Origin of the sequence: Microseira wollei NIES-4236 (genome assembly GCF_020521235.1) — a bacterium.
Classification (GTDB): domain Bacteria; phylum Cyanobacteriota; class Cyanobacteriia; order Cyanobacteriales; family Aerosakkonemataceae; genus Microseira; species Microseira wollei.
The window spans coordinates 1-24,134 of sequence record NZ_BLAY01000124.1; the positions used below are offsets into that span (position 1 = coordinate 1).

Genomic DNA, 24,134 nt, shown 5'->3' on the forward strand with positions numbered 1-24,134 from the left:
TCTAGGCTTAGACTTAGGCTTACTGGGTAGGCGGTGCTTGACGACCGCAGCGAGAGTTAGACTTTGGTTAAATCCGATGCCTTCTCTGTCCGCAGAATCTCAGTCTCTTTAGAGCTGAGAGTGTCAATTTGATTCCTCACCGCGACTTGCACCGCTTCCCCCTCCATGCGCTATTTCCCGATAATTTCACCATCACTTATCTACCCTGCGCCCAAATTGACATCACCTTGAGATTACAGGAGACGGGCAAGATGCCCATCCCACAAGAGACAGCAACATCTTCCTCTTGTGGGGTGGGCAAGACGGGCAAGATGCCCATCCCACAAGAGACAGCAACATCTTCCTCTTGTGGGGTGGGCGTCTCGCCTGCCTTATCAACAGAGACACCTGCCTTATCAACAGAGACGGGCAAGATGCCCATCACACAAGAAACTAGAGAAATCCCATCTCTCCTCAGCTTCGAACATCCCACAAGTAAGGGATTTTCTCAACTAGAATTTTCCCAACTTGAATCAGAGGTAATTTGCCAATTATTCCCCAACCCCAACCGCATTTCCTCGCAACATGCCACCAAAGCCGCCGTCGAAACCGCACTATGCCAAAAACACAGTATCTTTCACTTTACAGGACATGGCACGTACAATTTCCACAATCCAGTTTTATCTTATTTAGCACTAGCAGATGAAGACAAACTCACCCTCGCAGATATCTGCAAAATTGATTTATCCAACTACCGACTTGTCACCCTTGCCGCTGGCGAAACTGCTATTACGGGAGACCGTACAATCACCGCAGAATATGTAGGGTTGGTAAGCGGTTTTATCAATAGCGGTGTCGCCCACGTCGTCAGTACTTTATGGACAGTAGAATCCGCCGCCAGTGCATTAGTAACGATCCAATTTTATCAACGGCTGCGACGAGGTAAACCCCCAGTCATAGCCTTAGCTGAAGCTACTCAATGGCTGGGAAACGTGACAAATGCAGAACTGGCAGATTTCTATGCAGCAACCGAAATCGCTATTCCCCACAATGAAGTTAGTCTACGTCGTTTAGTTGCGCGCCTTAGAGACAAGATTAACAAACAGGAACCCAGCATCAAACCCTACAAGTCCCCTTACTTTTGGTCAGCGTTTACAATTGCAGGTAATTTGCCAAATGAAACCAACTGATATCTCGGAACTCCGCGTATTTCTTTTTGCGCTTTACCACCTGAACGCACCTCTGCCCGATGAAATACAACAGCAAATCAATCAAATTAATATTCCGGCAGATGTCCCTCGGTTATATGATATTGCTATGAGCTATCCACCCCTAGCAACTACTTACAAACAGATTCTGAAATTCTCAGACGAAATAGCTAAGTTTCCTACTCAAGTTCGTGATTGTGTCCCCCAGTACCAACCAGAAAATCTCCATAGGTAAATTGAAAATATTTCGGCTGATATTGACCCATATTTAGTCAAATATGAGCAAAAAGTTGACGGAAATAAAATGGTAGAAATTGCCCAAAAAATTCTGACTAAAGCAAGCAACTCTGTCCCAGCCGCGAAAGATGTTTTGAGAGATATCCTTTCATAAGGTTCGTAGTTGCGCTAAAGCGCTTTAGCGCAACTACGAACGTAAGAATTAATCTAAAGTATCGGCGATAAAACATGACAACCACAAACGAATTAATCTACCCAACTATCGATCTGTTTCTCTACGATATCAAAGCAGGTTTAGGAGACGAAGAGCCAAAAATAGACGAAAATAGAAGACAATTTTGGCAAAAAATATATGGCGCTCAATTAACCAACCAGAATCTCGAACAATTCAAGCAAGCTGAAAACGAGGGTGCCGATTATATTGACTTATTGGATTCCCAGAAACTCAAGGTTTTTGAACCGCCCTTAGATGGTTATTTTTATCCAGTTCAATTAAGCGATATGTACGGCTTGCAGGTAGACTGCACGGCTAACTTTATCCAAGATTATAAATTTTCTCCCCAACCGATTGCTAATCTGTCCAAAATTCAGCCAGAAATTAAAACTAAAATAGATGCTGAAAATCTGAAGCCAAAATTAGGTCAAACTTGGCTAATTTGGAACTCGCCGCCGATAATCAAGATATTCTAGCAACTGCTAAAGAATGCTATGCTCAGTTAAATTTACCTTGGACGCCAAACTGGGATGAAAATAAAGGTAATTTTTTAGGCGCAACTGCGTTCGATTTGTGGTATTATCCGCCCCAATGGCAGCAAATCGAAGATGGATCTCACGTTTTAATTATCCTGTTTCCGTACAAGCTCAAAATCGATGCAATTCGAGACAATGTTTCTCAGCTTTATCCCCAATTAATGCGCCTGTTTGCCTACCGTCACAAAATCCTTTGGGCCCACGCTCAAAGTCGCAGCCTGAAAAGTAATTTAAAGCAAGTCGCCCAGTCTGTTCAAACAACTATACTCGATTTGAATCAAACTGTTGCTAGTGGAAAATTAAATATTAATAAATTGCCAAAAAATCTGGAAAAACCGCCCAATATTCTGCTAAAATACACTAATAACCTCAATAGCTTAGATGACCAAGGACGTACAATTAAAGTCAACGTCGGGAATTATCATAAACGTCTGGAAAGAATCAAAAAAATAGATAGCAATAGCGATTGGGAATTTTGGCAAGAATTTGGCGATTTTACAAAGGAAAAATTCTTAGAACAAATCGAGTCAGATTATGTCAATCTTAGCCCTGGATTGAGATTAATGGAAAATACGATCCAGACGATTCAGGGGGTGATTGATATTGAGAAAACGAAAAGCGAACGCATCCTCAACCAAACCGTTGGTATTGTAGGTGTCGGACTCGCCACCAGTCAAATCGCAAGAGCGGTAATTCTCACCCAAGATAAACCCAACCCTGAAGTTGCGTTAAATTACCGCATCGAAGTCTTTGGTTGGAGTTTGGGTATCGGCTTCCTGGCGGCGATGGTAGCGTTTATTATCCTGCGGTTTGGGCGTCGCGGGTGATGTTTTGGGCGGAGGGGTTGTATAAAACAGGACTTACGCAGTTCGGAACCTATCACCTTTGTTTCTTGCTGCGATCTCTAGTTCTAAATCGACGATTTTTCCCAGAAACAAAGGTGATTTGCGTAAGTCCTGCTAAAATCTCTCAGAACTTACGCACTTCGGAACCTATCACCTTTGTTTCGAGGGTAGGGGCACGGCGGGCGAAATATTTTGTACAAGTGAAAATTTTATGCTTGCCGTGACCCTACTAGAAACCCGGTTTCTTTGCGTCAGTCCCCATCTCTGAAAGACGCACGGCGACGTAGCGCTATGTCATGGGTTATGGTAACTTTAACAGCGCTCAAACAATCCCTTGCATGAATTATGGAATGGCACGTCACTGATGCTCTAAGTCTAGCTACCATCGATCGCGAAATCGGCGAACATATGTTTTCGCCTGCGGAATACGAGATTGTGCGTCGGGCGATTTATGCCACGGCTGACTATGAGTATAAATCCTTAATTCGCTTTTCAGAGCGAGCGTTACAATCTGGGGCGGCGGCGTTGGCGGCGCGGACTACGATTGTGGTGGATGTGCCGATGGTGCAAGTTGGCATTACCCCTTATATCCAAAACACCTTTGCCAATCCAGTTTATTGCAGCATGGATGCGCTGACGCGCCCCCAAAAAGAAAAAACCCGCGTCGCCTGGGGAATCGAAACTTTAGCCAGACGCTATCCAGAGGGCATTTTTGTGGTCGGTTGCGCTCAGACGGCTTTGATTTCTCTGGTAGAGTTAATTGAGGCGGAAGAAATTCGACCCGCCCTCGTAATAGGCACGCCTGCTGGGTTTGTCGATGTAGACGTAGCGAAGGAACGCTTGCAAGATTCGATGATTCCTCACATTCGCACTGAAGGGCGCAAAGGTAGTGCCGTGGTGGCGGCGGCTATTGTTAACGGATTGGTCGATTTAGCTTGGCAAGCTTACGGGCAAGAAGAAATAGTGGTTGGGGGGTAAAAGTGCAGGTGCCCGGGGGGGCAGGTGCGGAATTTTTACCAGTCTTCTTGTGTGGTGCGGGGTCTGCGCTTTGGTGCAGCGTCTTGGGAGAATCGCTTGCCCCGACGCGGTTCCCTTTCTCTCTCAGGTGCTGGTTGTAACTCACGACTGATATCGGCAAATTCATCCCGTCTTAGATAAGGATAGTCGCTTACCCACAGGTCGAGATCGGGAATGAAAATATCCGAAACTTTGCTAATCCGACTCAGATCGGGTCGATTTGACATTACCATCATCTCGGCAATTTGTCCTCGCCTGATGCCCTTATATTCCCGGCGCAGGGGAACTTGCAACCCAGTCGAGAAGCCGGTTTCATCCCCAACTTCTAAGTTAAGCTGTTTCTGGCGATCTTCCACCACCATTAACTCGCCCCGCTTGTTTGTGGTTAGCTGTTTTCCCACTACTTCGTCGCTAACGTATGCATCCAATACTTCACCCCGCCAGAAACCGCTGTATTTGTAGCGACGACATTCGGCATTTTTTAGACTCGACCGCAAAATCGGCTCCCACAGCACATACAAACCGGCGATAATTCCGAGTACCGAAATCAGCCCCTCAAAGTCGGGCAAGGCAAAGTGTAATAAATACAGCAGTAGGGGGATTCCCGCAGAAATTAAGAGCCGCAATACCACATCGCGGGGCTTTCCCCAGGAATACTTGTACTGGCTACCCGTGGCGATCAGAGGGATGAGTTGTTCAAATTTTTCGCGGGTTAATGGTATCAGCATAGGCAATGGCTAATGGCTAATGGCTAATGGCTAATGGATAATCGGTTTTACGATTGCCAATTACCCATTACCTATTACCAACTTAGAGTATTTTTTCTAATCCATATACTAGGGATTGTAATTGCAGGACTTTGCGGATGGATAGTAAAACTCCTGGCATGTAGCAGGAGCGATCGCTTGTATCGTGTCGCAGGGTGTACACTTGACCGGGTGCGCCAAATATCACTTCCTGATGGGCGATTAATCCCGGTAAGCGGATGCTGTGGATGCGAATTCCCTCTCCGGCGACGCTACCTCTGGCACCGGCTAATTTTTCTTCTTCGTTGACGCTAGGCGGGTTGAAGGGTTTGCCCATTTCGGCTAGCATCTGGGCAGTTTGAATTGCTGTCCCGCTGGGGGCGTCCGCTTTTTGGTTGTGGTGCAGTTCGATAATTTCCACGTGGTCGAAGTAGCGCGAGGCGGAGATCGCCGCTTGTTGAAGCAAAACCATGCCAATCGAGAAATTCGGGATAATTAAACAGCCTACGCTCGCTTTATCGGCAAAATCGCCTAAATCTTGCAATTGTTCTGGACTCATCCCCGTGGTACCGACGACTGGGCGCACGCCGTAGGCGATCGCTGACCGCACCGAATCATAAACTGTTTTAGGATGGGTAAAATCTACCAGTACTCCGGGCGTTCTTTCCTGCGCCGCCATCGCTAGCATCGGTTCAAATTCATTGGTGATGGGAATTTCCAGCGCCCCGCATCCCGCCACTTCTCCAGCGTCTTTGCCAATATATTCCGGATTTCGCTCGATTGCGCCCAGCAGCGTCATGTCGGATGCCGAAGCAACTGCTTTTACCACCTCGCGCCCCATTTTGCCACCAGCACCGTTGACAACAACCGGAATCGGATATTGATTTGCCATGATTGAAACTACTCTTGGAGCCAACAGGAGAATTTTGACATACTAACCGTTCCCTGTGACAAATAGCAAAGAAACCGGGTTTGTTTTGCTCAACACCTAACAAACCCGGTTTCTCTGATGCCAGATATCGAATCAATTAGCTTCAGGGTTATCGCCGTTATTATCTTCCGGTTCAAACGCTTCTTTGCCTATACCGAGTTGCTTTTTGCTGCGTTTAAGTTGTTTCCAGAGTCCCTTAATTTGTTTGTAAGCATCCTCTGGAGAAAGCTTGCCGCCAGTTTCCAAAGCACAAATAAAATTCACCCGCTGGGCGAATTCTTGCAAATTGGCGTTAAACACCATATTTTCTGGCTTGACTCGTCCATAGTAGCGGCTGCGAGGATATAAAAAGTCGGAGCGGTCGTTCATCTCTGCCCCTCCAGGGTGATTACTAAAAAAATAAACCATATTTTCTGTTGTAAAACCTCTGACCTGCGGTTGATATCCGTTTTTGTGCTGGTTATTACATTTACATCATATACTTACCCTTGTGAGAACATCACGCACTTTTAAGTTTTACTAAAGAAAGACTTGATTTTACCATAGCTGGGACGATTCTGTCGCTAGCCATTCTCGCCCCATAAAGGTTCCTTGCTGTCGGCCCCACTTGTAAAGCTGCTAACCCCCCCATCACAAATAACTCGCAACCAGGCCAGCGCAGGTACTCGTCTAAAACTGGCAATCCTTTCACAATTGGAATTGGATAAATATCAAGAATTCTTGTTAATAATGGTTCGGTTGTGGCATCGAGTTTTGTGCCAGTTGCCAGCCAGATCCGGTCAAACTCGTATTCTTGCCCATCTAAACCTCCGAGGTACTCCCGCCAGAGTGCGATAGCACTTGGCGGTGAGGGGGATAGGAGGGCGGTGACGAGTGCCACCCCGTCAGTAAATTGATATGCGAAGCTATCAACCGCGAAGGGGTGGGCGAGGAATCGCCAATTAGGTGTCAATCGAAGCTTGATTTTCAACATATTTCTTAACTTGGTCAACAGTAACGCCGCCGCAACTGGCGACAAAATAAGCCCCAGTCCAAAACACTGGCTTTCGGTATACTTGGTTGATTGCCAACGCGAATAAGCCTGCGAATCAACCGACTAGAAACAGTTTTCAGATTATTGACCAACTTGCTAATTTCCACGTCTGGAGGGAAGTCGATAATTAGATGAACGTGGTCGGATTCACCGTTAAAATCAGTCAGGCAAGCTTCCCCACTTTTCACAGGTACTAGCAAATATTTCCTGCAATCGATTCAGGATTGCCTTGTCAATTACCTTCTTACGGTACTTAGTGACAAGCACCAAATGAATATTAAGGGAGTAAACGCAACGATATCCTTTATTGTAGCTCATAGCACCAAGTATGATATAATGGTTCTATGCTACTAACTTACCAGTACCGATTGCAACCAACTCCTGGCCAGATGGCGACCTTGAGCCACTGGGGGGAGTTGTTGCGCCGTCACTGGAACTATGCTCTAGGTCAAAGGCTGGATTGGTTGCGTCGCACCCGAGCTCAAATTGACCGTTGCAGTTTGATGAGTGAGCCAATTGGGGAGATTCCTACCAAAGTAAATTATTATTCACAAGCGGCTGACCTCAAAGAAACTAAGCGGTTATTTCCTGAATACAAAAACATTTATGCTGACTGCCAACAGCAGAATTTAATGCGGTTGGATCGAGCTTGGCAACGCTGGCTAATTCCAGACAAAACAGGCAAGAGAGGAGGTAAGCCAAGATTTAAAAAACAGGGCGCTCTCTGTTCGATGACTTTTCCTAGAGTTAACAGTCATAAAGCTGGAGCGCATTTAATAGACAGCACTTTAAAGTTGTCTAAAATTGGGGAAATACCAATTATCTTGCACCGCCCAATCCCTGATGGCTTTGAGATTAAACAGGCAACAATTATCAGTAAAGCTGATGGTTGGTATGTGAGTTTTTCACTGCAAGATAACACAGTCCCTTCACAAGTACCCGTTGATGAAATTAAGTCAGCCTGTGGAATTGATGTGGGGTTGGAGAAATTCTTAACCACTAGCTCAGGTGAAGCGGTTGCTGTTCCTCAGTTTTATCGTAAAGCTCAAGCGGTTCTAGCCCGCCAACAACGTAAATTAGCGAGACAGGAAAAATGCTCTAAAAACTATCAAAAGCAAGCAAATAAAGTAGCCTTATTGCATCTGCATATTGCTAGACAAAGAAAAGATTTTCATTATTTGGTAGCTCATTGGTTATGTGCTTCTTACGATTTAATTGGCTTCGAGAAATTAAATATCAAAGGTCTAGCTAGAACCAGATTGGCTAAATCGATACTAGATGTGGCTTGGGGTGCATTCTTGAATATATTGCAAGCAGTAGCGGTAAGACGCGGCAAGCATACTCAAGAGGTTGATGCTAGAGGCACGAGTATCGAGTGTTTCAATTGCGGTGAAAGAGTTGTTAAAGATTTGTCACATCGAGTTCATAATTGTCCCAATTGTGGAGTTAGTTTGGACAGGGATTTGAACGCATCGCTTAATGTTTTAAAACGAACGGTAGGACAACCGTTTGCTGCTTGTAGAGGCTTAGTGGATGCACAGCCGTTGAAGCAAGAACTCTTATTCGTGAGTTTAAGAAGCCCCCGCCAGACCCGATAGGGTTGGCGGTGGGAGTTGTCACTTGTCCCCCAGCCACTTGGCTGCAACTACCTGGCATTGTTCGTAGGTTGTTAGCTTACCAAGGCGCGCTTGCCGCCGCAATAATGTCATCATGGCTGGAGTCATCGAGCCGCCGTTTCGCGCTTGTAGAATCGCAAGGGCGCGGGTTTCCCAGTCAGTTTCTGCCCAAAATCCCTTCAGATATTTTGGCCCTAACCAACCGGGGTCGGCATCGAATAATTTTTCTTGTAATTCACGTTTTGTCATTACAGTTACTTCTGCACCCCGTGAAATTGCGCCCACGGCTAAATGTCCGCTAGTCAACCCGCCGCCGATAATTAATACTCGTTAAATGCAAGGTGCGTAAATCGACTTGCTGGGAATGGCAGAGGCGATCGCTTGGATACCCCGATGGTATTTTACTCACCCATTCAGGCAAATTGAGCGTACTGCTACCTTTTGCCAGCACAACCCGCCGTGCTTTGATTGACTGTCCGCTTTCCAACCACAGGCGAAAGCAAGGATGTAACCGATTTAACGGCGGTTCGATGGCTGTGACTTTCGCCTTGACGACTTGATCTTGCAAGTGCCAGCGGCGGATCGCATCCAAGCAGAAATCTTCAAATAACTCGGTTCCTGGCAAGTCATAGGGGGGAAATAACTCGTTGGGGCGGTTTTCCGCAAAGCGACGCAACTCGTAGGGGTTAGGGTCTACATGGTGGACAGCAGGCGATCGCAAATGGGGAATCTCCAACGCCGCAAATTGATGCCGCCACTGACTCATCCAACTGCCACTCGGATCGAACACCAAAAACCTTCCCCGCATCGACTGCCGTTTTTGCAGCAAGTGCGTCGCTAACGTCAAGGCGTGGGGTCCCGCACCCACTATTGCCATGTCGATTTGTTCGGGTAGGGACGCTGGCGTTACTCTCATATGGCTCGTTAACAAATTTTAACCTATATAATGATAATCATTATCATAAAACGCCCCAACCTGGGGAGAAACCGGGTTTCTGCGTAGAGGTTTCTTTTGTTGCCCAACCCGCGAACCGAGTTAATTGAAATTTATTTTCAATTATCGTTATACTTAATCCAGGGGGTTCCGACCCGAATCTGAGTGGAAAAATTGTCAATTAGGAATGCGATAGCCATGTCTTCACACACCGAACCGCCAGTTATTGCCCGGTTATTATCGAAAAATATTTTCAATAAAGTTAGATCCCAGCCAGGGATAGAAAGCGATCTGGGGATTTATAGCAGCGCCAAGCTAGCTGGGTTGGAGAAGAATCAAATACTGCAGTCGCCAAGAGCGATCGCTCCCTCTTACCCAGATGAAGACCCGGAATTGACACCTGGGAAGTGGTGGGCGCGACGACGGCAAACCGATTTATGCTAGTAACGCCAGTTGCTAGTTATCTTTTCACAACTGTTAACAGCTAATGGCTAATCGCTAATGGCTAATAGTAGAACCGAAAAATATTCCCATGAGCAATTAGCAATTAGCGATTAGCTTCTGCTGTGCAACCCATGATAGTTATAAGTAGCAACTTGTCTGCCTTTCCCATCCAACTAGAACAACGTACTTTTAAATACCGGGAAGATCTGCCGCTAAGAGCCAATGTTTTGTGGAGAATAGAGCAAGGTGCAGTGCGAACCTTGACCTGGAATCATGAAGGAACGTTGATCGTTACAGGTTTTTGGGGCGCAGGAGACGTAGTGGGACAACCTCTGTCAAGCATTAAACCTTATCGGATTGAATGCTTGACAAAAGTAGAAGCGAGCATTTTGCCTTCTGAACGGTGGTATCCAGCATTTGATGCAGTGCTGTCCCACATTCAACAAGCTGAAGAATTCCTGAGTATACTTCAGTCGCAACAAGTGCGCGATCGCCTGCTGCGACTGTTGGTTTGGTTATCCCAGAAATTTGGTTGCGAAACCGAACGAGGACGACAGATCGAGTTACGGTTAACCCATCTTGAGCTGGCTGAGGTAATTAATACTACGCGGGTAACGGTAACCAGACTAATCAATGAGTTGGAACGGGAACAAGCGATCGCGCGCCACCAACGTTACTTAATTTTATTGGGCAATTAATAACGCAAGTTGCTAGTTATCTCGAACCTGGAGCTAATGGCTAATGGCTAATGGCTAGTGTGAGGAAAAATGCTGTATTAGCAATTAGCAATTAGCAATTAGCAACGCCCAAGTTTATAACTAGCAACTTGAGTTAATTGCTACCAACCCCAAGTTCCCGGTTCACCTTTAAATGGCCCCACAATATCGCTGGTAATCCAACCACCATAAAAACCACCCGGTTGCGGTTGCACTTTTTCGCTATTTGTGTTAAAGGGTTCTATCGTATCTAAGGGACTCGCTTGGTATTGGCTCGCTTGTGCGATCGCCTCTGGAAATCAGAAAGCGAGGGGAGAGGAGAGCGATCGCCCAGTGCATAAAATCTTTATTTACGACAATCAAGGTTATATTTAACATCAGACACCTTATCTATCAACCACTGACCTTGGCTTTGATCGAAACTAAGTTCCATGATTTGGCTTTCACAAGTAGTCTTGTTCTTTTTCGTCAGATATCTTAACCAAACTTTAAGCTTCGCTTTAGTAGAAGACTCTTTTAAAGTTTGAAATGAATAAACATCTACTTTCTGAAAATTCTTGAAAAACTCTTCCTTATTATTACCTTGTTCCTTTTGTTTCCAATAATTTTTAAAAGCATCGCTTCGGAATGAGAGGTCAGCTTCTGGATTGGATGTAGCCGATTGATAATATCCTGTAATAACTTGTTTAGGAGTCAATGGAGGTTGCTGGTTCTTCTGGGTTGTAGAATTATTGGTGAATTGACTAAATTGAGCAGTAAACCAGGCGCTCATACCTGGCGATAAAGCGGCTGCTATTGCAACTGTTGCAACTATTGCAACACCATATATCCATCCACTTAAAGAACTACCTTGTGTGCGAGACGAGTTACTAGGAGTTGTAGAGCTTGAACTTGAAGACGTAGTATTTCTTGAACTAGAAGAGGCATTAGAAATTGTAGGACGCGGATTTACTGTTGGGGTTGGGGGATTTATGGGAGGAGTATTAGAGCTTATATTTGCCTGTCCATTTACTGTTGTTCTACTGCCGAATCTTACTCGACTTGGATTATTCAACGTTGAACCGATTCGACGAGTAGAAGTTCTTCCATTAGAAGATACAGCACGGGCACGAACCGCGTTACGTCCTTGGCAAGTTCGGCAATACTGATACTGTTGCCAACTTTCTAATTTCATAACTGTGCCGCAGCTACTACACTTCATCGCTTCCTCACCGTTTTGGAATGGATATGCAGATCCCATCCAAGGACAAAAAGTTGTAGTATCAGCATTAAATGTTTCCAGAGCAAAAACTCTAATAAAAGTAAGCAAAATAAGAAAATTATCGTGTCATTTTTCCTGTCATTCTCTTGGTTCTAGTCACTGCACTATTTTCCGTAGTCATAGATGTAGCAGTGGTAATCTCGTTTTGTTTACCCCATTTTATTTTCTGTCGGTAAACTGTTGTATTTTCTGTCGTTTCTAACTGAGTATTTTGCTTTCGCCACTTAACTTTTGGTGATTCAGATGTCTCTTTTGTTAAAGATGAATTAGCTCGCTCTAACAAACCAGGTGGAAGACCGTAATTAACCCCTTGTGAAGTTACTTCATTTGCCTCGTTTATCTCGTTAGGATCGATAATAAAAACTTGCGACTTATTTAACTCAGCTAAGACTGCATTGCTAAACTTGCGCGTTGTGCCATCAGGCGTTGCAAAAATAAGTTTTATTCCTTCTTGTTTGGCTAGACTTACTAGCCGTCTTGCTTGATTTGGATCGTTAAATTGACCAGACTTAATTTCTAAAATAGCAAAGTCCCATCCTTCTCTATCGGAAATCAGACGATCTATTTCTGTATTTTTATCAAACTCTTCCGTGTAACGACGTTCTGAGCGATCGGAAATATCAACGCTGGCTTGCCACAGTAAATCCTCTACAAGGCGTTCAAAAAAACTACCTTTTTCTTTATTAGCTGGCCCCTGTCTTGCCACCATAAAATTATCTTCTCCATCTAATTTGAGGTTGATTTAATTCGGAAGTTGAATCCGTAGAATTTTCCTGTTGCTGTCTTCGGTTATGCCAAACAGCTTTGTGTCTAGTTGGAGTAAGGTTACTGTTTGTTTCCTGGTTAGCACGACGCCATCTAGGTCTTGGAATCCGAGAGGGCTGCCACACAATATCAGGCTCTATAACTCTCTGATAATCAACTAAAAACGGTTTGCGACAAGCCGTTCTAGAATGAACTACCGCTACATACTGATTGCCCACAGGATACTGAATTTCCCTGCTATCCAATACAGGTGCAGATTCGCGCCAATTTTCGTATCTTTCTCGATCGAAACGAGTACGTAACCAAGGAAATTCATCTTGAGAATTTGGTTCGTGGTGTCTCCGTCTTGTCAAATTTTGGTTGCGATTTCCCAAGCGGTTACTCAACCAATCAGCCGCACTAGCACCCACACCCCGACAGAGAACAACAGTATCGAAATTTTCCATCACCTGTTCTCGATATTCTGGCGCGATTTGCTCCAAACTTTGAGTAGCAATGACAATACTTCCTCTCGCTGAACGCGCCACACTGGTAAACTCAGCAACATCTATCTCTTGCTGAATTCTGGGAAACTCATCAATCCAAAATACAATTCCTTGACCCTCCTGATTTTGAGTCCATCGCTCATAAAAAATCGTCATCAGAATGTCAATTAGTGCTGATGATATCTTTTTAGAAACATCCCGCCCTGCTAACTCAGCGCCAATCACTAATAAAGTAGGCTGTCGCTGAATATCTCGCAGTAAAATATCGCTGTGTCCTGTAACTTGCTCAAAGTTAGGCCAACCAAAAAAGTTAATTGCATCTTGAATTGCCCAAGTAAAAGCATTCGCCCCGTTTTCACTTTCTTGGATTAATCTTAATTGAGATTGAATGGCGGCTTGTAATCTCCTATCCTGACATACCCGTAAAAGTTGCGTTAGAGTTTCAACAGGATTCTCGGCAATTCGGTAAACATGCGTAAGGTTCGCAGCATTTCCAAAAATCTGCTTCACCAGCATTATCCACTGCGCCATCCACCCAATATCTCTTAGGGCAAAAGGCCGACTTTCTCCTAAGTTATCAGTATTGCCATACAAAGATTTAGCTAAAATTTGAGCATCTTGTATGGATTTGATATTATCTAGTAAGTTAATACTATGACTGCGGGCTACTTCTTGGGGAAGCGTACTCCAATAGATGATTCGTACACCTTTTTGCTCTGCATAGTGTCCCAGTTTGTCGATGAGGGAGCCACCTTTAACATCAATCACGATATTAGATAAACCAGCATCAATTGCCGCCTTAATGCCTGGAATGATTAACCCTTCTGTTTTGCCGGAACCAGGCGGGCCAATAATGGCTACATTTTTGTAAATGGATTTTTCTCGTAGCCAAATATCTTGAGTTGGCTTGACTTTTCCCCCGGCAATTTTTAAGAATTTACCGAGATTGACAACTGGCTCAGAAGCGTGTCTATCTAGATGTTTAATAATTCTGCAATTATGAAGCTGAGAACCCGGACTTTTGAGAATATCCGTAATCTCATTGAGCGTGGCTGTTCCTGAGTAATCTCTTAAGTCTCTGAGGTGAATATCTGTAGGGGGTAAAGGTTCGTTGGGGCCAATAATTGTTTCACCACCTCCGAACAGGTTTCTTAATCCCCAGCCTAAATTTTCAAATGAATCTTGCCAAGTCATGTTCTTTTTTTATGCCTATGGTTGCTGGTGCGGGCTACTTTGTTGCGACTCTGGGGATTGCGACTCTGATGGCTGCGGTGAATCGGGTAGTTGTGGATTTTGCGGATAAGATTGAGATATTTTCCCAATCAGTCGAGTCAACAAAGATACAGGTAGAAGAATAATCTTCCAAATACCTGGATTTTGGCCTTCAGGTTGTTCGCTGTTTTCTGGTTCATTTGGGAACCGTGCTGCTATTTCAGACCTATTCTGCACCTTTTGCGACCGAGGAACAGGTGGCAATTGCGGTTCTCTTCTGTGTGGTTGTGGCTGTGGTTCTTGAGTTACGTCTCGCCACTGGAGTTGCTGAGAAGATTTTTCCAGGTAAATAGGATCAATTCTTTTCCCATCTGCTCCATAAAAGAAGCCAATCTGCTGATTTAGAGGATCGTACACCACCGCAATTTGCCAAATCTGGTTATAACAAGATCTCTGTGTCGTCAGATCGGTACCGGATAAGAAAATTCCATGCCCCGGATGGGAATGATACCAACCCACAATTACATTCTGTGGAAAATCTCGCTGACGAATTTTATATATTTCATTCCAAGATTCGGAAGTAAATTCAAAGTGAACTCGATTACCAACTGTGTTAATAGCCGGTATTGCACCCACTATTTCTGTGTAATGGCGTTTTATTTTTTTACAAAAATATGCTTGTCCGACTAATACTCCTCCTGTTTCTGTATAAGAATCTCTGCTGAGATGTTCTTTCAAACATTCCTCAGCCGTCTGGTGAATAAAAACATTCATTTCATTGCTGCAAAGCCTTTTGTACAATTTTTCGATATTTGCACTTCTAGCAAGGAGTCTTTCTTTTTCCTGTAAAAACTCTGAAAGAGTGCAATTAAGGGGCTTATAGGAATCGGGAGCATCACGAAATTCTAGTTGAAACATAAAGTCACCTAAAGATAAGGTTGATTTGGGATTGATTATCACCACCAGAGTTTGGTCTTAGGGGAAATAAATGTTTATTTTGGATTGCCCATCTCTCGGCATCGCGATTGGCAGGATTGCCATATTCTTGATTTTGATATTGAATCATCCCGATAATTCTCTCAATGAGAGGTTTGAGGAGTTGGTTCTGAGTCATCGAGCCTTTTGCAAAACAAAATTGTCCTTTATTAGATGGAGCATCAAAGACATTAGGATGAAAGATAGGAGTCTGCATTATGACGTCAGGTAATGCCCCTCGATCTGGGTAATTTGCCGGAAAATTACGAATGATGAGTATGTGATCTTGCCGATACTTAGGTTTACCGTCAGCCCCTACTGACTCCACTCCAATACAGTTAGAAATTTGCAGGCGATAAAATTCTGGAGGGCGCCTTCCATCAGTTTCCAAAATTCTTATTTTTTCAGGGACATGGAAAACAGATAAAGCTTGTAATTCTTCATAATCATTGGCGAGTGTGTCGGTGCGTTCAGACATTGCTTAACCTCCTGGATTGTTTGTCATTAGTTTAAAAACGTCTTTATTTTGAATACCAGCACTTTGGAATGTATCTTCGTCGTTCATGTCCGTGCCTGTTCTCTTTAATTGAAGCCGACAGGGCAGAGCAGCATCCACTTTTAATGATTGTTTAGCAGCTTCTTTGAATGCTCTCATTTTCATTGATAGGGGAACATCAACATCCTTTTTGTTAGTTTCGCTTTGATCCCAAACTGTTACCTGAACATATTGCTCTTGTGACATAATTAAAATCTCCTTTTTGTAACAACACTGTAAATTCAATTAAGCGCTATTTCCTACTACTTCTTGAAAGTTGGTTACTGAATCCGAAGCGGTTTCTTGAGTGTCAGACTCAATTTCAATATCTACTCTCCCTTTCTCATCAACAAATTGAATAATTTCCCGATCACACAAGCCTAAGTCAAAAAATGAACAATCAGCTTCTTCTGATTCGGCATTGATTCGGAAACCCTCTATCGCCGATCTGCTGCTATTTCCGCATTGAGGACATTTTGCTTCACTCTGCTTTATTTCTTTTTTGGGTTTTCGTACAGTCTCAACATCTCCGCAAGAACAAGTGAATTTAAAGACGTAATCAAAAAGTAACTCAAGCTCCCAATCGTTACTTAGACCTATCTTTTCTGCAACTTGCCTTGGACTATTGTCTAAACTGACTTTATGAATTTCTCTTTCTTGCTTTTTCAGAAGAGAGGCATGAATTCGGCATTTTTTATCGACATTTAATTTGATTGTTTCAAAGCCTTTGGGAATAGTAACTGGCAAAAACAACTGATGCCCTGATTTAAGATCGCTTTCTTCTCTGATTAACAGTTGTACTGCAACTTCCACCTGATAAGCCGCAGTTACCGAAGCTGTCATAATTGTTGTTGCAATTTTGACCTCTTCATAGTTGTCTTGTAAATAGCCTCTTGGACAAGGATATCTCTCGTGGAGTTTCTCCCAAGCAAAGTCGTCCATTGCACACTGATAGCAAGCTGTCTCAGGCACTCTTGGATTCCAAAGAGCTACATTCCCCGAATTGTGACCTATCCCGCCGTCGATCCAAGGAACACCGGCAAAATAACATCGCTCGTTTAGTTCCCTTCTAGCCCCAATACTATCCAAACAGCCAAAGGCTACATCCATTTCTCGCAGCAAGCCGCGCCCAAAAGCAAACTCTAACTTGCCAATAATGGGATATACTTGAGTGTCAGGATTAATTTCCTTAACCCGTTCAGCTACCACCTCGGCTTTATATCTGCCTATATCTGATTCCCTAAACAAAACCGATCGCGTCAAGTTATGCTTTTCGATGGTGTCGTAGTCTACTACCCAAATATTACCTACTCCCAGCAAAGCCAAATTCTTTAGCACTTCGTTACCCAATGCACCGCAGCCAAATACTGCTACTTTCGCATTGGCTAATTTTTCTTGACTCCAGTTGGGAATCCTTTTTAAACGCTCGTATTTATCCTCAGACACAGCCTTAGTTTCTACCCATTCCTAGAAAAGATGTGACAACTTATTATTTGGCTAGCAAATTTCTCTTTATCCAGTATGTCTGTCAAACTCAGATTTTGCCTAGTCAGAAAAAATCATATTTTGTAAGTAGCTTACTTTTATTTTGTAATTAGTTTTGTTGGATTTTGTCGGAAAAAGTATGGTATAATAGTGCAAGGTATAGTAGCTAAGCGATCGCATGAACCTCAAGGAAGCGTTAAAAATCGCTGATGACCTGGTATTTGCCAAAACGGGTAAACATTTAGATAACTTGCAACAGGCGATTCTTAGAGGTACTTTACAAGGTGAAAAATATAAGGAAATTGCTAAAGATTTAGATAAGTCAGAAGGCTATGTCAGAGAAACAGGATCGCAATTATGGCAGATGCTTTCGGAATTGTTAGGGGAAGATGTTAATAAAATAAACTTTCGAGCAGCAATGGAGAGGTTGCAAGTCTCCATATTTTCACATTTTGCACAAGACTATGTGCAAATTAGTACAGTTAACTTCTGTGGGGAAATTTTGCACCCACCAGATATACCAAACTCAAACCCACCTGATCGGGAACCATCTAACACAAAACAAACTAAAAATATACATCAAGATTTAAGCGAGATGCCAGAGTTGGGTGCTTTTTACGATCGCACTCCGGAACTCGAAACCCTCACAACATGGATTTTACAACAAAGCTGTCGCCTAATAGCACTTACAGGCATCAGCGGTATCGGCAAAACCACATTAGCAGTGCAACTCGTACAACAAATAAAAGATGAGTTTGAATACGTAATTTGGTGCAGTCTGGACGAATACCCCACTATAGCTGAATTTCAACATAAACTAATAACGCAAGTTGCTAGTTATAAACAAGGGCGTTGCCAGCTTGCAAGCTTGCTAATTGCTAATTGCTAATATAGGATTTTTACCAATCTCGCCATTAGCCATTAGCCATTAGCCGCTGTGAGAGAGATAACTAGCAACTTGAGTTAATACAGTTTTTCTCACAGTCAGAAAAGCAAGATTCACCTGCAACTAACCAAAAACCCTTACCGCTAATTAAATATTTACAAAAGCATCGCTGTTTAGCAGTCTTAGATGACGTTCACAACCTTTTCTGTAGCGGTGAATTGGCAGGAAAGTATAAACCAGGATACGAAGAATATCGCTCCTTTTTCAAACAGATAGAAAAATTATCCCATCCCTGTTGCTTTCTGTTAATAGGTTGGGAACAACCGAGAGAAGTGACTCAAGTAAAAAATCAAAATACTGCAATTCGTACTTTACAACTCTCTGGGTTAGATATCGCAGCCGCACGGGAAATACTGAGAGATTATGGGTTAGAAGAAATCGATAACTACTCAGCACTGATTCACCGCTACCAAGGTAACCCGTTATGGTTAAAAAGCGTAGCGACACAGATTCTTGAGTTGGGAGAATCTGTGACTGAGTTATTACCAAATGATACCATATTGTTGCCAGAAGATTTGAAAGATGTTTTAAAGGAGCAGTGCGATCGCTTATCCGAAATAGAAAAACAAGTCCTCTCCTTGTTGGCGAAAGAAAGCGCTCCAGTCAACCTCGCCAAATTGTTAGAAACTGGACAAATGCTATCGTCAGATTTACTAAACGCGCTGCAATCTCTAACCAGGCGTTGCTTGATCGAAAAACAAGAAACTTTTTACACTCTTCCACCTGTACTGAAGCAGTATATTAAAACGTTAGAATCTAACCACTTAAGTAGACTAAAGAAATCTTTTGAGTCCACTTAAGTGGACTTTAGCTATTAGCCCTGCACTTAAGTGCAGGGCGGGTTTTAAACGTAGCGTGAGATGTGGGTAACGAAAAGATCTAAAGACACGGGGTTTTCGCGGACTGATCTATAAGCGGACTTGATACGATCGGTTTCTCCTTTTCCTCTAAAAACTACCAACCCCAAGTTCCCGGTTCACCTTTAAATGGCCCCACAATATCGCTGGTAATCCAACCACCATAAAAACCACCCGGTTGCGGTTGCACTTTTTCGCCATCAACATAGCAAGCATCCATCGGCGCAGCGTAAAAAGCAAGATAATCTTTAATCGAAGCAAAAGCCGGAGTAGGTTCGGGATAAAACCAAGCGACATTAGGTGCTTGCTTGTCGCCAACAATGAGAGTATAGTAACCCGCAAGACCTTTCCATTCGCAAAAACTAGAGCGATTTTCTGGCACTAAATATTCCATCTTGATATCGGCGGGAGGAATGTAATAAACAGGTGGATGGCTGGTTTCTAGAACCCGCTTAGCATTGTGGGTATCGGCAATAGTAACGCCGTTAAAGATAATCTGAATGTGTTTGGTTGTATCTTCCAGACGTGGGGGACGGGGATAATCCCAGACTGATTCTTGACCTGGTTTTGGTGAGATGCGTTGAGGAGGCATAGCAGTTTTAGATTTGAGATTTTGGATTTAGTATTACATATAAAAAGGTACTCCAACACCAGGATAAAGAAGATTTGAGTAAGTCGCTACATGAATGTTCAATTCTAAGTTACCAGATAAGACAAGTTGAGATTTTTCCTCAGAACGTAAATATTTTTCTAGCCAAGCATCTTGCCATTGCCTTCCCTCTGGGGAGTTTAAGCTAATATCATTGAATCGAATCAAATCTCCGTAGAGTTCGATCGCCATAGGTTGTCCTGTTGCTGCGTCTGGAGGAGCTGGAATCGATGTGTGCCATATGAAATACTTGTGTAACGCGCCCAAAGATATTTCGTTTTGTTCCCATTCAATTCCAGGAAGGTGTTCTCTCAACAAAGCAAACAAAGTTGAACTAAATTGGGATTCGCGAGCAATCTGAAAAACCAATCCCTCCAGCGGTACAACGGGAAATGCTCGCACGCGGTGCAGCAGTTCTAAAGGTTCATCGCCAAGGTACTCGGAATTAGTCAACTCATCGACGCTCAACTGCTGACCTAGAAATGGTTGCATTGCTCCTAACGGTATAGTCCCTTCATTAGGAAGGAAATCGGGCAATTCGTTTGGGGATAAAGGGGGTTTTGGAAATGACATCTTACAGCGGATTGCTTTTCGTGTGAGCTACAGCCAAAAGGCGCCTTTTGTGTAGCGGCACCCTTAAGGGTGCCGCTACACAAACCAAGGTGTACCTAATGGGACTGCAATCCGCTATAATATTGACCTCACTTGTCAAATCAGCTCTGAGGATTTGCCTAAAAAAGCAGCTATTTCTGCAACTAACCATTCTTTTTCTGACTGGGTTAACCAGGAACCGAAGCGATGGTTACGCACGCCTTCTACCAGAGTACAGATCGTTACAGGTTTGTCGTTGACCTCGTAATTGCTGCTAGCAAGTTGCACTCCCTCGATATCCTCTGTGCGTCCTTGAACTTGATGACGGAAGCCAAATAACTGCCACTGCAAGCGAAAATATTGCCGGTCAATTTCCAAGCGCGTGCGACCTGCTACACCGAACAGTAGCGCTGAGATTAATCCCAATCCGGCAATCCAAAAGGGGATGGAAAATAACGGGAAAAATAGCTGAGCGCCAACTAAAATAGCTCCCGCAGTCCAGAAAAATAAAAAACCGCTCCAGATCAAAGCAAAGCCTAACCAGAACAAATTGTCAAATCGAAACCCAACTGGTGGAATATCTACTAATAATCGCCCAAAAGTCTTTTTCAGTGCAATGCGACTACCAGCAGGTTGACGGCGATGATGGACTAACGTTGGTACATCGCCCTGTAACGCTGCTAACGCCGCTTTAGCGGATGGAAATCTATCTTCTGGTGCGGGTTCAAGCATAGTTTCTAACCAGTCGTTAAATTCGGCGCTGGTATGTACTTGGGAGCGAAAGTCAATTTTGAGACGACGCTGGGGGAAATCTGCGGGGGACTTGTGGGTGAGTAAAAATAACAAAGTCGCTCCCAGTCCGTACAAATCCGTTGCGGGATTGGCTTGGGAGCGAAACTGTTCCGGAGCCATGTAGCCATAAGTACCAACAACCGTGCTACCGGCGGAGAAAGTAGAGCGATCGCTCTCATACACCGCACCAAAGTCAACAAGGAAAAGATCCCCCCAACCCCCCTTCTCAAGGGGGGGTTGGGGGGATCGAGAAGCCCCCCTTGGTAAGGGGGGTTGGGGGGATCGTATTATTAGGTTACGCGGTTGAATATCGCGGTGGATGACTGGTGGTGTTAATTGATGCAAGTAAATCAGTATTTCTAGGATTTGTTCGGCGAGGCGTCGGACTTCGAGTTCGTCGGGACGCCAATTGTTTTCGACTAGGGAGGAGAGCGATCGCCCGCTCGCCAATTCCTGCACCAGGTAAAATTGACGATCTATAGGTGCATCTACCTGAAAATAATCCAAATAGCGCGGAATGCCGGGATGATTTAATTGGGATAAAACCTTAGCTTCCCTCTCAAACAATTCCAGCACTTTCCAATCATTCATGCGGCGCAAAGACAATGCTTTAATTGCCACCCGCTGAGAATTGTGTAAATCTTGAGCTTCGTAAGTTATCCCAATACCACCTTGCCCCAAAGTATCGATAATTTGATACCTTTCGGCGATGATATCTCCTGGTTGGTGCAGTAATTCCATAAAATGCAAGAATGTTAGATTTTGACTCAGACTCGTTTCTAGGCTCCTGCCTAGAAACGCTTCCCGCGAGGCTCTGCCTCGCTTAAACTGGATCAAATGCAGCTCAAAGTCGCTAAACGAGGCAGAGCCTCGATTAGGGTTCCCAGCCAGAGTCTGGGAACCAGATATGGTATATATTGTATCTTCTAGTAGTATGGGTTGAGGTAACGAAACCCAACCCATACATGTTTTAACTAGAATGTGGTAACTCTGGTTTTTGCTCCGCTCTATGAGATTTTTGTTGTTTAAATTTGCGATAACCGTACACAGCGGCAGCAATTAGCAAAAAATAAGGACTGTAGGCAAACAACCAAATACTTAAACCGAGCAAACCCATCGTGAATTGATTGACAGAATGCGTCGCCTTGCCCCAAGTTTCCTGCACTTGTAAGCCTACTGGTTCTTGCGGAGGCGGCGCAGCAGAAACAGGCGCTTCTAAGTTGAGGGTAATTGTAGAATAAGCAACTTGATTTTGCAAGTTATTTAACTGAGCGGAAATTCTTTCAATTGACTCGCGAATGTTACTGAGTTCTTGGGAAACTTTCAGCACCTCGCTGACAGAACCAGAACGCTCTAGTATTTTCAAAACTGCTTCTTCAGATTTCCGCAAGTTCTTTAAACGCGCTTGGAAATCCACTAATTGATCCGATACATCTTCAGCGGTGAGAGATCGACTTTGAACGGTTCCCAATTTGGCAAGTTCGTCTAAAGTAAATTCTAGCTTTTGTGAGGGAACCCGCAACTGCATCGAAGCAGTTTGACGCTTGCTGTTATCAATTGGTTGATTATCTTGGAAACCCAATACATCGCCTTGCTGTTTTTGGATAATTTTGCCGACTGAATTCATACTTTTATCGATAGATTTAACGACCAAAGTTAATTCAGCGCGTTTGATTAATTGAGGGCGCGACTTCCGGGCTGGGGCAGATGCTACAGTATTTTGTGCCGCTGCATCTAATATTTTAGCTACAGCTGCTGTAGGCACAGGTGCGCTGGGGGGTGCAGAACCGCCTTGCATTTGTCTCATCATGGTCTTTTCTGCTGCACTGCAAGCAGGTAAAGCCATAGCAGACAACATTCCAATCACCAACAAGGTGACGCGGCGAGCAGATTTGGGATGATTAGCTTTAAGTTGGTCTGGCATAGGAGGTTTTTCCATAAGATGAAGCTAAACTAGCCTATTTCTGGGTTTGGCAGGTTAGCCGTTACAGAAATTGATACCGAGTCGCGCTGAAAGATTCCGCTGATGGGGAGAGGGAACAGGGATAAGATAATTGATGGCTGCTGTTTTGGTAACAATTTCACGAGTTAGGCAGGATGAGGCCAGAAACCCGGTTTCGACCGTCGATCTCTGGTTCCCAAACGTTTCTTTGCGTAAGTCCTAAATTTTTCCCATCTGGAAACTTAGCGCAAATCAAGATAGTCTTGTAATTCAGGACGCGACACGGTGCTATTTGTTACATGAAGACCTCTATCTCCACAATCCTATCCTCTTTTGCTCTATTATCCATATTGGGATTTGCGGCTCCTGCTGGCGCTTTTAATCCTCAGCACCTGAGACAGTTACTTCAAACTAAAGAATGTCGCGGGTGCGATCTCAGCGGTGTTAGCCTCAAACAAATTGACCTCAGCAATGCGGATCTGAGAAATTCCTACTTAGCAGGATCTGACTTGGAAGGGGCGAATTTATCTGGTGCTAAACTCGTTCGTGCCGATTTGAGCAATGTGAATTTGAGCGGTGCTTATCTGGTAGCTGCGGACTTTAAGCAAGCTTTCTTGACTGGCGCTAATTTGAGAAGTGCAGACATGAGACAGACTCGCCTTAGTTTTGCTTCCCTCAATTCTGCCGATTTGAGTTTTGCTAATTTAACTGGCGCAGATTTGGCAGGTGCGAGTATGCGAGAAGCGAATGTTACGGGTGTAGATTTATCCAAAGTTGTGTTAAATCAAACGACGCTTCCTGATGGTAGAACTAGCCCTCGCCGGAATTAATTGCAGGTGGGATACCGGGGCAGATGAGATCGATAAAACCCACATTCCGCACCCTCAATTGTGACATTGTGGCCTGATTTTCGCGAAAAATTTCTCGGCGCATCAGGGGATAGAGTTGGGTAAAATTGTCAAGCTTGTTGACACCGCTTGACAATTTTACCCACTTCCAACCTCAGTATTTCCATTAACTCTGGTATTGCTTGAATTGAAGGTATCAGCGACCAATTTACTGCGATCGCATCGCATAGATAAATTGTTTTGCCGATCCGATCGCCTGTCTTCTTTACATATTTTTACATAGTGGCATCTATGGACGCCCACCTACTTATTATTTATTCGTATAATTCTGCCCA

General features: G+C 44.0%; 26 protein-coding genes and 4 pseudogenes. 12 read left to right on the forward strand and 18 right to left on the reverse strand.

The window, feature by feature from the left end; translation table 11 throughout:
- The first annotated feature begins 128 nt into the window (after positions 1-128).
- From MiSe_RS32240 to MiSe_RS32260, 5 genes are all read left to right on the forward strand, one after another.
- Positions 129-1,169, forward strand: coding sequence for a CHAT domain-containing protein (locus tag MiSe_RS32240; RefSeq protein ID WP_226587820.1), 1,041 nt, complete (start codon positions 129-131; stop codon positions 1,167-1,169).
- Entirely contained in the window at positions 1,156-1,422 is a 267-nt protein-coding gene (locus tag MiSe_RS32245) for a hypothetical protein (protein WP_226587822.1), read from the forward strand. The genes MiSe_RS32240 and MiSe_RS32245 overlap by 14 nt, the downstream gene beginning before the upstream one ends.
- A gap of 230 nt (positions 1,423-1,652) precedes the next feature.
- Complete coding sequence (locus MiSe_RS32250; protein ID WP_226587824.1) at positions 1,653-2,114, forward strand: hypothetical protein; 462 nt, start codon at positions 1,653-1,655, stop codon at positions 2,112-2,114.
- Positions 2,072-3,001: a hypothetical protein gene (locus MiSe_RS32255; protein ID WP_226587826.1), complete on the forward strand. Its 930-nt coding sequence runs from the start codon at positions 2,072-2,074 to the stop codon at positions 2,999-3,001. Before MiSe_RS32250 ends, MiSe_RS32255 begins: the two co-directional genes overlap by 43 nt.
- Positions 3,002-3,364: 363 nt before the next feature.
- Complete coding sequence (locus MiSe_RS32260; RefSeq protein ID WP_226587828.1) at positions 3,365-3,997, forward strand: precorrin-8X methylmutase; 633 nt, start codon at positions 3,365-3,367, stop codon at positions 3,995-3,997.
- Between the two features lie 35 nt (positions 3,998-4,032).
- On the opposite strand, the gene MiSe_RS32265 is transcribed toward MiSe_RS32260, so the two are convergent.
- The 5 genes and pseudogenes from MiSe_RS32265 to tnpA form a co-directional block, all read right to left on the reverse strand.
- Entirely contained in the window at positions 4,033-4,764 is a 732-nt protein-coding gene (locus MiSe_RS32265) for a DUF8619 family protein (RefSeq protein WP_226587830.1), read from the reverse strand.
- An 82-nt stretch (positions 4,765-4,846) separates the two neighbouring features.
- Positions 4,847-5,674: a 4-hydroxy-tetrahydrodipicolinate reductase gene (gene dapB / locus MiSe_RS32270; RefSeq protein ID WP_226587832.1), complete on the reverse strand. Its 828-nt coding sequence runs from the start codon at positions 5,672-5,674 to the stop codon at positions 4,847-4,849.
- Positions 5,675-5,806: 132 nt separating this feature from the next.
- Entirely contained in the window at positions 5,807-6,082 is a 276-nt protein-coding gene (locus MiSe_RS32275; protein WP_226587834.1) for a DUF7219 family protein, read from the reverse strand.
- A 130-nt stretch (positions 6,083-6,212) separates the two neighbouring features.
- Positions 6,213-6,515, reverse strand: a pseudogene (locus MiSe_RS54110) (FAD-dependent oxidoreductase); the annotation flags it as partial.
- Between the two features lie 139 nt (positions 6,516-6,654).
- Positions 6,655-7,064: pseudogene (gene tnpA, locus MiSe_RS53060) on the reverse strand (IS200/IS605 family transposase).
- A gap of 26 nt (positions 7,065-7,090) precedes the next feature.
- On the opposite strand from tnpA, the gene MiSe_RS32290 reads away from it, so the two are divergent.
- Positions 7,091-8,344 carry an RNA-guided endonuclease InsQ/TnpB family protein gene (locus MiSe_RS32290; protein WP_226587836.1) on the forward strand — a complete coding sequence of 418 codons (1,254 nt, stop codon included), beginning with the start codon at positions 7,091-7,093 and terminating at the stop codon, positions 8,342-8,344.
- A 27-nt stretch (positions 8,345-8,371) separates the two neighbouring features.
- Here the strand turns inward: MiSe_RS32290 and MiSe_RS32295 are convergent.
- Positions 8,372-9,278, reverse strand: a pseudogene (locus MiSe_RS32295) (FAD/NAD(P)-binding protein); the annotation flags it as partial.
- Positions 9,279-9,494: 216 nt separating this feature from the next.
- Between MiSe_RS32295 and MiSe_RS32300 the strand changes: the two are divergent.
- Positions 9,495-9,740, forward strand: a complete 246-nt coding sequence (locus MiSe_RS32300; RefSeq protein ID WP_226587838.1) for a hypothetical protein — start codon at positions 9,495-9,497, stop codon at positions 9,738-9,740.
- 131 nt (positions 9,741-9,871) lie between these two features.
- On the forward strand, positions 9,872-10,438 hold the full coding sequence (locus MiSe_RS32305) for a Crp/Fnr family transcriptional regulator (RefSeq protein ID WP_226587839.1): 567 nt from the start codon (positions 9,872-9,874) through the stop codon (positions 10,436-10,438).
- A gap of 140 nt (positions 10,439-10,578) precedes the next feature.
- Here the strand turns inward: MiSe_RS32305 and MiSe_RS54115 are convergent.
- A pseudogene (locus MiSe_RS54115) lies at positions 10,579-10,683 on the reverse strand (DUF427 domain-containing protein); the annotation flags it as partial.
- Position 10,684: 1 nt separating this feature from the next.
- Here MiSe_RS54115 and MiSe_RS32310 point away from each other — a divergent pair.
- Positions 10,685-10,831 (forward strand): hypothetical protein, encoded by a 147-nt coding sequence (locus MiSe_RS32310; protein WP_226587841.1) that lies wholly within the window; start codon positions 10,685-10,687, stop codon positions 10,829-10,831.
- Here the strand turns inward: MiSe_RS32310 and MiSe_RS32315 are convergent.
- From MiSe_RS32315 to MiSe_RS32345, 7 genes are read right to left on the reverse strand one after another with little or no spacing between them, the layout of a single operon-like run.
- The gene (locus tag MiSe_RS32315; RefSeq protein ID WP_226587843.1) at positions 10,803-11,765 is read right to left on the reverse strand and encodes a hypothetical protein; all 963 of its coding nucleotides are present in this window, start codon (positions 11,763-11,765) and stop codon (positions 10,803-10,805) included. The two genes, MiSe_RS32310 and MiSe_RS32315, sit on opposite strands and share 29 nt — an antisense overlap.
- 10 nt (positions 11,766-11,775) lie before the next feature.
- The gene (locus tag MiSe_RS32320; RefSeq protein WP_226587845.1) at positions 11,776-12,426 is read right to left on the reverse strand and encodes a hypothetical protein; all 651 of its coding nucleotides are present in this window, start codon (positions 12,424-12,426) and stop codon (positions 11,776-11,778) included.
- A 4-nt stretch (positions 12,427-12,430) separates the two neighbouring features.
- The gene (locus MiSe_RS32325; protein WP_226587847.1) at positions 12,431-14,161 is read right to left on the reverse strand and encodes a type IV secretory system conjugative DNA transfer family protein; all 1,731 of its coding nucleotides are present in this window, start codon (positions 14,159-14,161) and stop codon (positions 12,431-12,433) included.
- Between the two features lie 15 nt (positions 14,162-14,176).
- Entirely contained in the window at positions 14,177-15,097 is a 921-nt protein-coding gene (locus tag MiSe_RS32330) for a M67 family metallopeptidase (protein WP_226587849.1), read from the reverse strand.
- Between the two features lie 4 nt (positions 15,098-15,101).
- Positions 15,102-15,632, reverse strand: coding sequence for a ubiquitin-conjugating enzyme family protein (locus MiSe_RS32335; protein WP_226587851.1), 531 nt, complete (start codon positions 15,630-15,632; stop codon positions 15,102-15,104).
- A 3-nt stretch (positions 15,633-15,635) separates the two neighbouring features.
- A complete protein-coding gene (locus MiSe_RS32340; protein ID WP_226587853.1) occupies positions 15,636-15,896 on the reverse strand; it encodes a hypothetical protein in 261 nt (86 codons plus the stop codon).
- A gap of 39 nt (positions 15,897-15,935) precedes the next feature.
- Complete coding sequence (locus tag MiSe_RS32345; protein WP_226587856.1) at positions 15,936-17,135, reverse strand: HesA/MoeB/ThiF family protein; 1,200 nt, start codon at positions 17,133-17,135, stop codon at positions 15,936-15,938.
- A 217-nt stretch (positions 17,136-17,352) separates the two neighbouring features.
- Between MiSe_RS32345 and MiSe_RS32350 the strand changes: the two genes are divergently transcribed.
- Together MiSe_RS32350 and MiSe_RS32355 are read left to right on the forward strand one after the other, a co-directional pair.
- Positions 17,353-18,063: a helix-turn-helix domain-containing protein gene (locus MiSe_RS32350; protein ID WP_307731581.1), complete on the forward strand. Its 711-nt coding sequence runs from the start codon at positions 17,353-17,355 to the stop codon at positions 18,061-18,063.
- Positions 18,064-18,278: 215 nt separating this feature from the next.
- On the forward strand, positions 18,279-18,920 hold the full coding sequence (locus MiSe_RS32355; RefSeq protein WP_226587858.1) for a hypothetical protein: 642 nt from the start codon (positions 18,279-18,281) through the stop codon (positions 18,918-18,920).
- 154 nt (positions 18,921-19,074) lie between these two features.
- Here MiSe_RS32355 and MiSe_RS32360 read toward each other — a convergent pair whose 3' ends face one another.
- From MiSe_RS32360 to MiSe_RS32375, 4 genes are all read right to left on the reverse strand, one after another.
- Positions 19,075-19,569 (reverse strand): DUF427 domain-containing protein, encoded by a 495-nt coding sequence (locus MiSe_RS32360; RefSeq protein ID WP_226587860.1) that lies wholly within the window; start codon positions 19,567-19,569, stop codon positions 19,075-19,077.
- Positions 19,570-19,602: 33 nt separating this feature from the next.
- Complete coding sequence (locus tag MiSe_RS32365) at positions 19,603-20,199, reverse strand: hypothetical protein (RefSeq protein WP_226587862.1); 597 nt, start codon at positions 20,197-20,199, stop codon at positions 19,603-19,605.
- Positions 20,200-20,334: 135 nt separating this feature from the next.
- A complete protein-coding gene (locus MiSe_RS32370; RefSeq protein WP_226587864.1) occupies positions 20,335-21,750 on the reverse strand; it encodes a serine/threonine protein kinase in 1,416 nt (471 codons plus the stop codon).
- 229 nt (positions 21,751-21,979) lie between these two features.
- Positions 21,980-22,933, reverse strand: a complete 954-nt coding sequence (locus MiSe_RS32375; RefSeq protein ID WP_226587865.1) for a DUF4349 domain-containing protein — start codon at positions 22,931-22,933, stop codon at positions 21,980-21,982.
- Positions 22,934-23,250: 317 nt separating this feature from the next.
- On the opposite strand from MiSe_RS32375, the gene MiSe_RS32380 reads away from it, so the two are divergent.
- Positions 23,251-23,781 carry a pentapeptide repeat-containing protein gene (locus MiSe_RS32380; RefSeq protein WP_226587867.1) on the forward strand — a complete coding sequence of 177 codons (531 nt, stop codon included), beginning with the start codon at positions 23,251-23,253 and terminating at the stop codon, positions 23,779-23,781.
- Positions 23,782-24,134 lie beyond the last annotated feature (353 nt).

What these genes read in the sequence shown, in the direction of transcription:
- MiSe_RS32360 (WP_226587860.1), bottom strand. Translation starts at nt 19,569, where the DNA reads ATGCCTCCTCAACGCATCTCACCAAAACCAGGTCAAGAATCAGTCTGG.
- MiSe_RS32305 (WP_226587839.1), top strand. Translation starts at nt 9,872, where the DNA reads ATGATAGTTATAAGTAGCAACTTGTCTGCCTTTCCCATCCAACTAGAA.
- MiSe_RS32300 (WP_226587838.1), top strand. Translation starts at nt 9,495, where the DNA reads ATGTCTTCACACACCGAACCGCCAGTTATTGCCCGGTTATTATCGAAA.
- MiSe_RS32245 (WP_226587822.1), top strand. Translation starts at nt 1,156, where the DNA reads ATGAAACCAACTGATATCTCGGAACTCCGCGTATTTCTTTTTGCGCTT.
- MiSe_RS32275 (WP_226587834.1), bottom strand. Translation starts at nt 6,082, where the DNA reads ATGAACGACCGCTCCGACTTTTTATATCCTCGCAGCCGCTACTATGGA.
- MiSe_RS32330 (WP_226587849.1), bottom strand. Translation starts at nt 15,097, where the DNA reads ATGTTTCAACTAGAATTTCGTGATGCTCCCGATTCCTATAAGCCCCTT.
- MiSe_RS32380 (WP_226587867.1), top strand. Translation starts at nt 23,251, where the DNA reads ATGAAGACCTCTATCTCCACAATCCTATCCTCTTTTGCTCTATTATCC.
- MiSe_RS32350 (WP_307731581.1), top strand. Translation starts at nt 17,353, where the DNA reads ATGAACCTCAAGGAAGCGTTAAAAATCGCTGATGACCTGGTATTTGCC.
- MiSe_RS32340 (WP_226587853.1), bottom strand. Translation starts at nt 15,896, where the DNA reads ATGTCACAAGAGCAATATGTTCAGGTAACAGTTTGGGATCAAAGCGAA.
- MiSe_RS32320 (WP_226587845.1), bottom strand. Translation starts at nt 12,426, where the DNA reads ATGGTGGCAAGACAGGGGCCAGCTAATAAAGAAAAAGGTAGTTTTTTT.
- MiSe_RS32265 (WP_226587830.1), bottom strand. Translation starts at nt 4,764, where the DNA reads ATGCTGATACCATTAACCCGCGAAAAATTTGAACAACTCATCCCTCTG.
- dapB (WP_226587832.1), bottom strand. Translation starts at nt 5,674, where the DNA reads ATGGCAAATCAATATCCGATTCCGGTTGTTGTCAACGGTGCTGGTGGC.
- MiSe_RS32250 (WP_226587824.1), top strand. Translation starts at nt 1,653, where the DNA reads ATGACAACCACAAACGAATTAATCTACCCAACTATCGATCTGTTTCTC.
- MiSe_RS32375 (WP_226587865.1), bottom strand. Translation starts at nt 22,933, where the DNA reads ATGCCAGACCAACTTAAAGCTAATCATCCCAAATCTGCTCGCCGCGTC.
- MiSe_RS32335 (WP_226587851.1), bottom strand. Translation starts at nt 15,632, where the DNA reads ATGTCTGAACGCACCGACACACTCGCCAATGATTATGAAGAATTACAA.
- MiSe_RS32325 (WP_226587847.1), bottom strand. Translation starts at nt 14,161, where the DNA reads ATGACTTGGCAAGATTCATTTGAAAATTTAGGCTGGGGATTAAGAAAC.
- MiSe_RS32290 (WP_226587836.1), top strand. Translation starts at nt 7,091, where the DNA reads ATGCTACTAACTTACCAGTACCGATTGCAACCAACTCCTGGCCAGATG.
- MiSe_RS32370 (WP_226587864.1), bottom strand. Translation starts at nt 21,750, where the DNA reads ATGGAATTACTGCACCAACCAGGAGATATCATCGCCGAAAGGTATCAA.
- MiSe_RS32260 (WP_226587828.1), top strand. Translation starts at nt 3,365, where the DNA reads ATGGAATGGCACGTCACTGATGCTCTAAGTCTAGCTACCATCGATCGC.
- MiSe_RS32365 (WP_226587862.1), bottom strand. Translation starts at nt 20,199, where the DNA reads ATGTCATTTCCAAAACCCCCTTTATCCCCAAACGAATTGCCCGATTTC.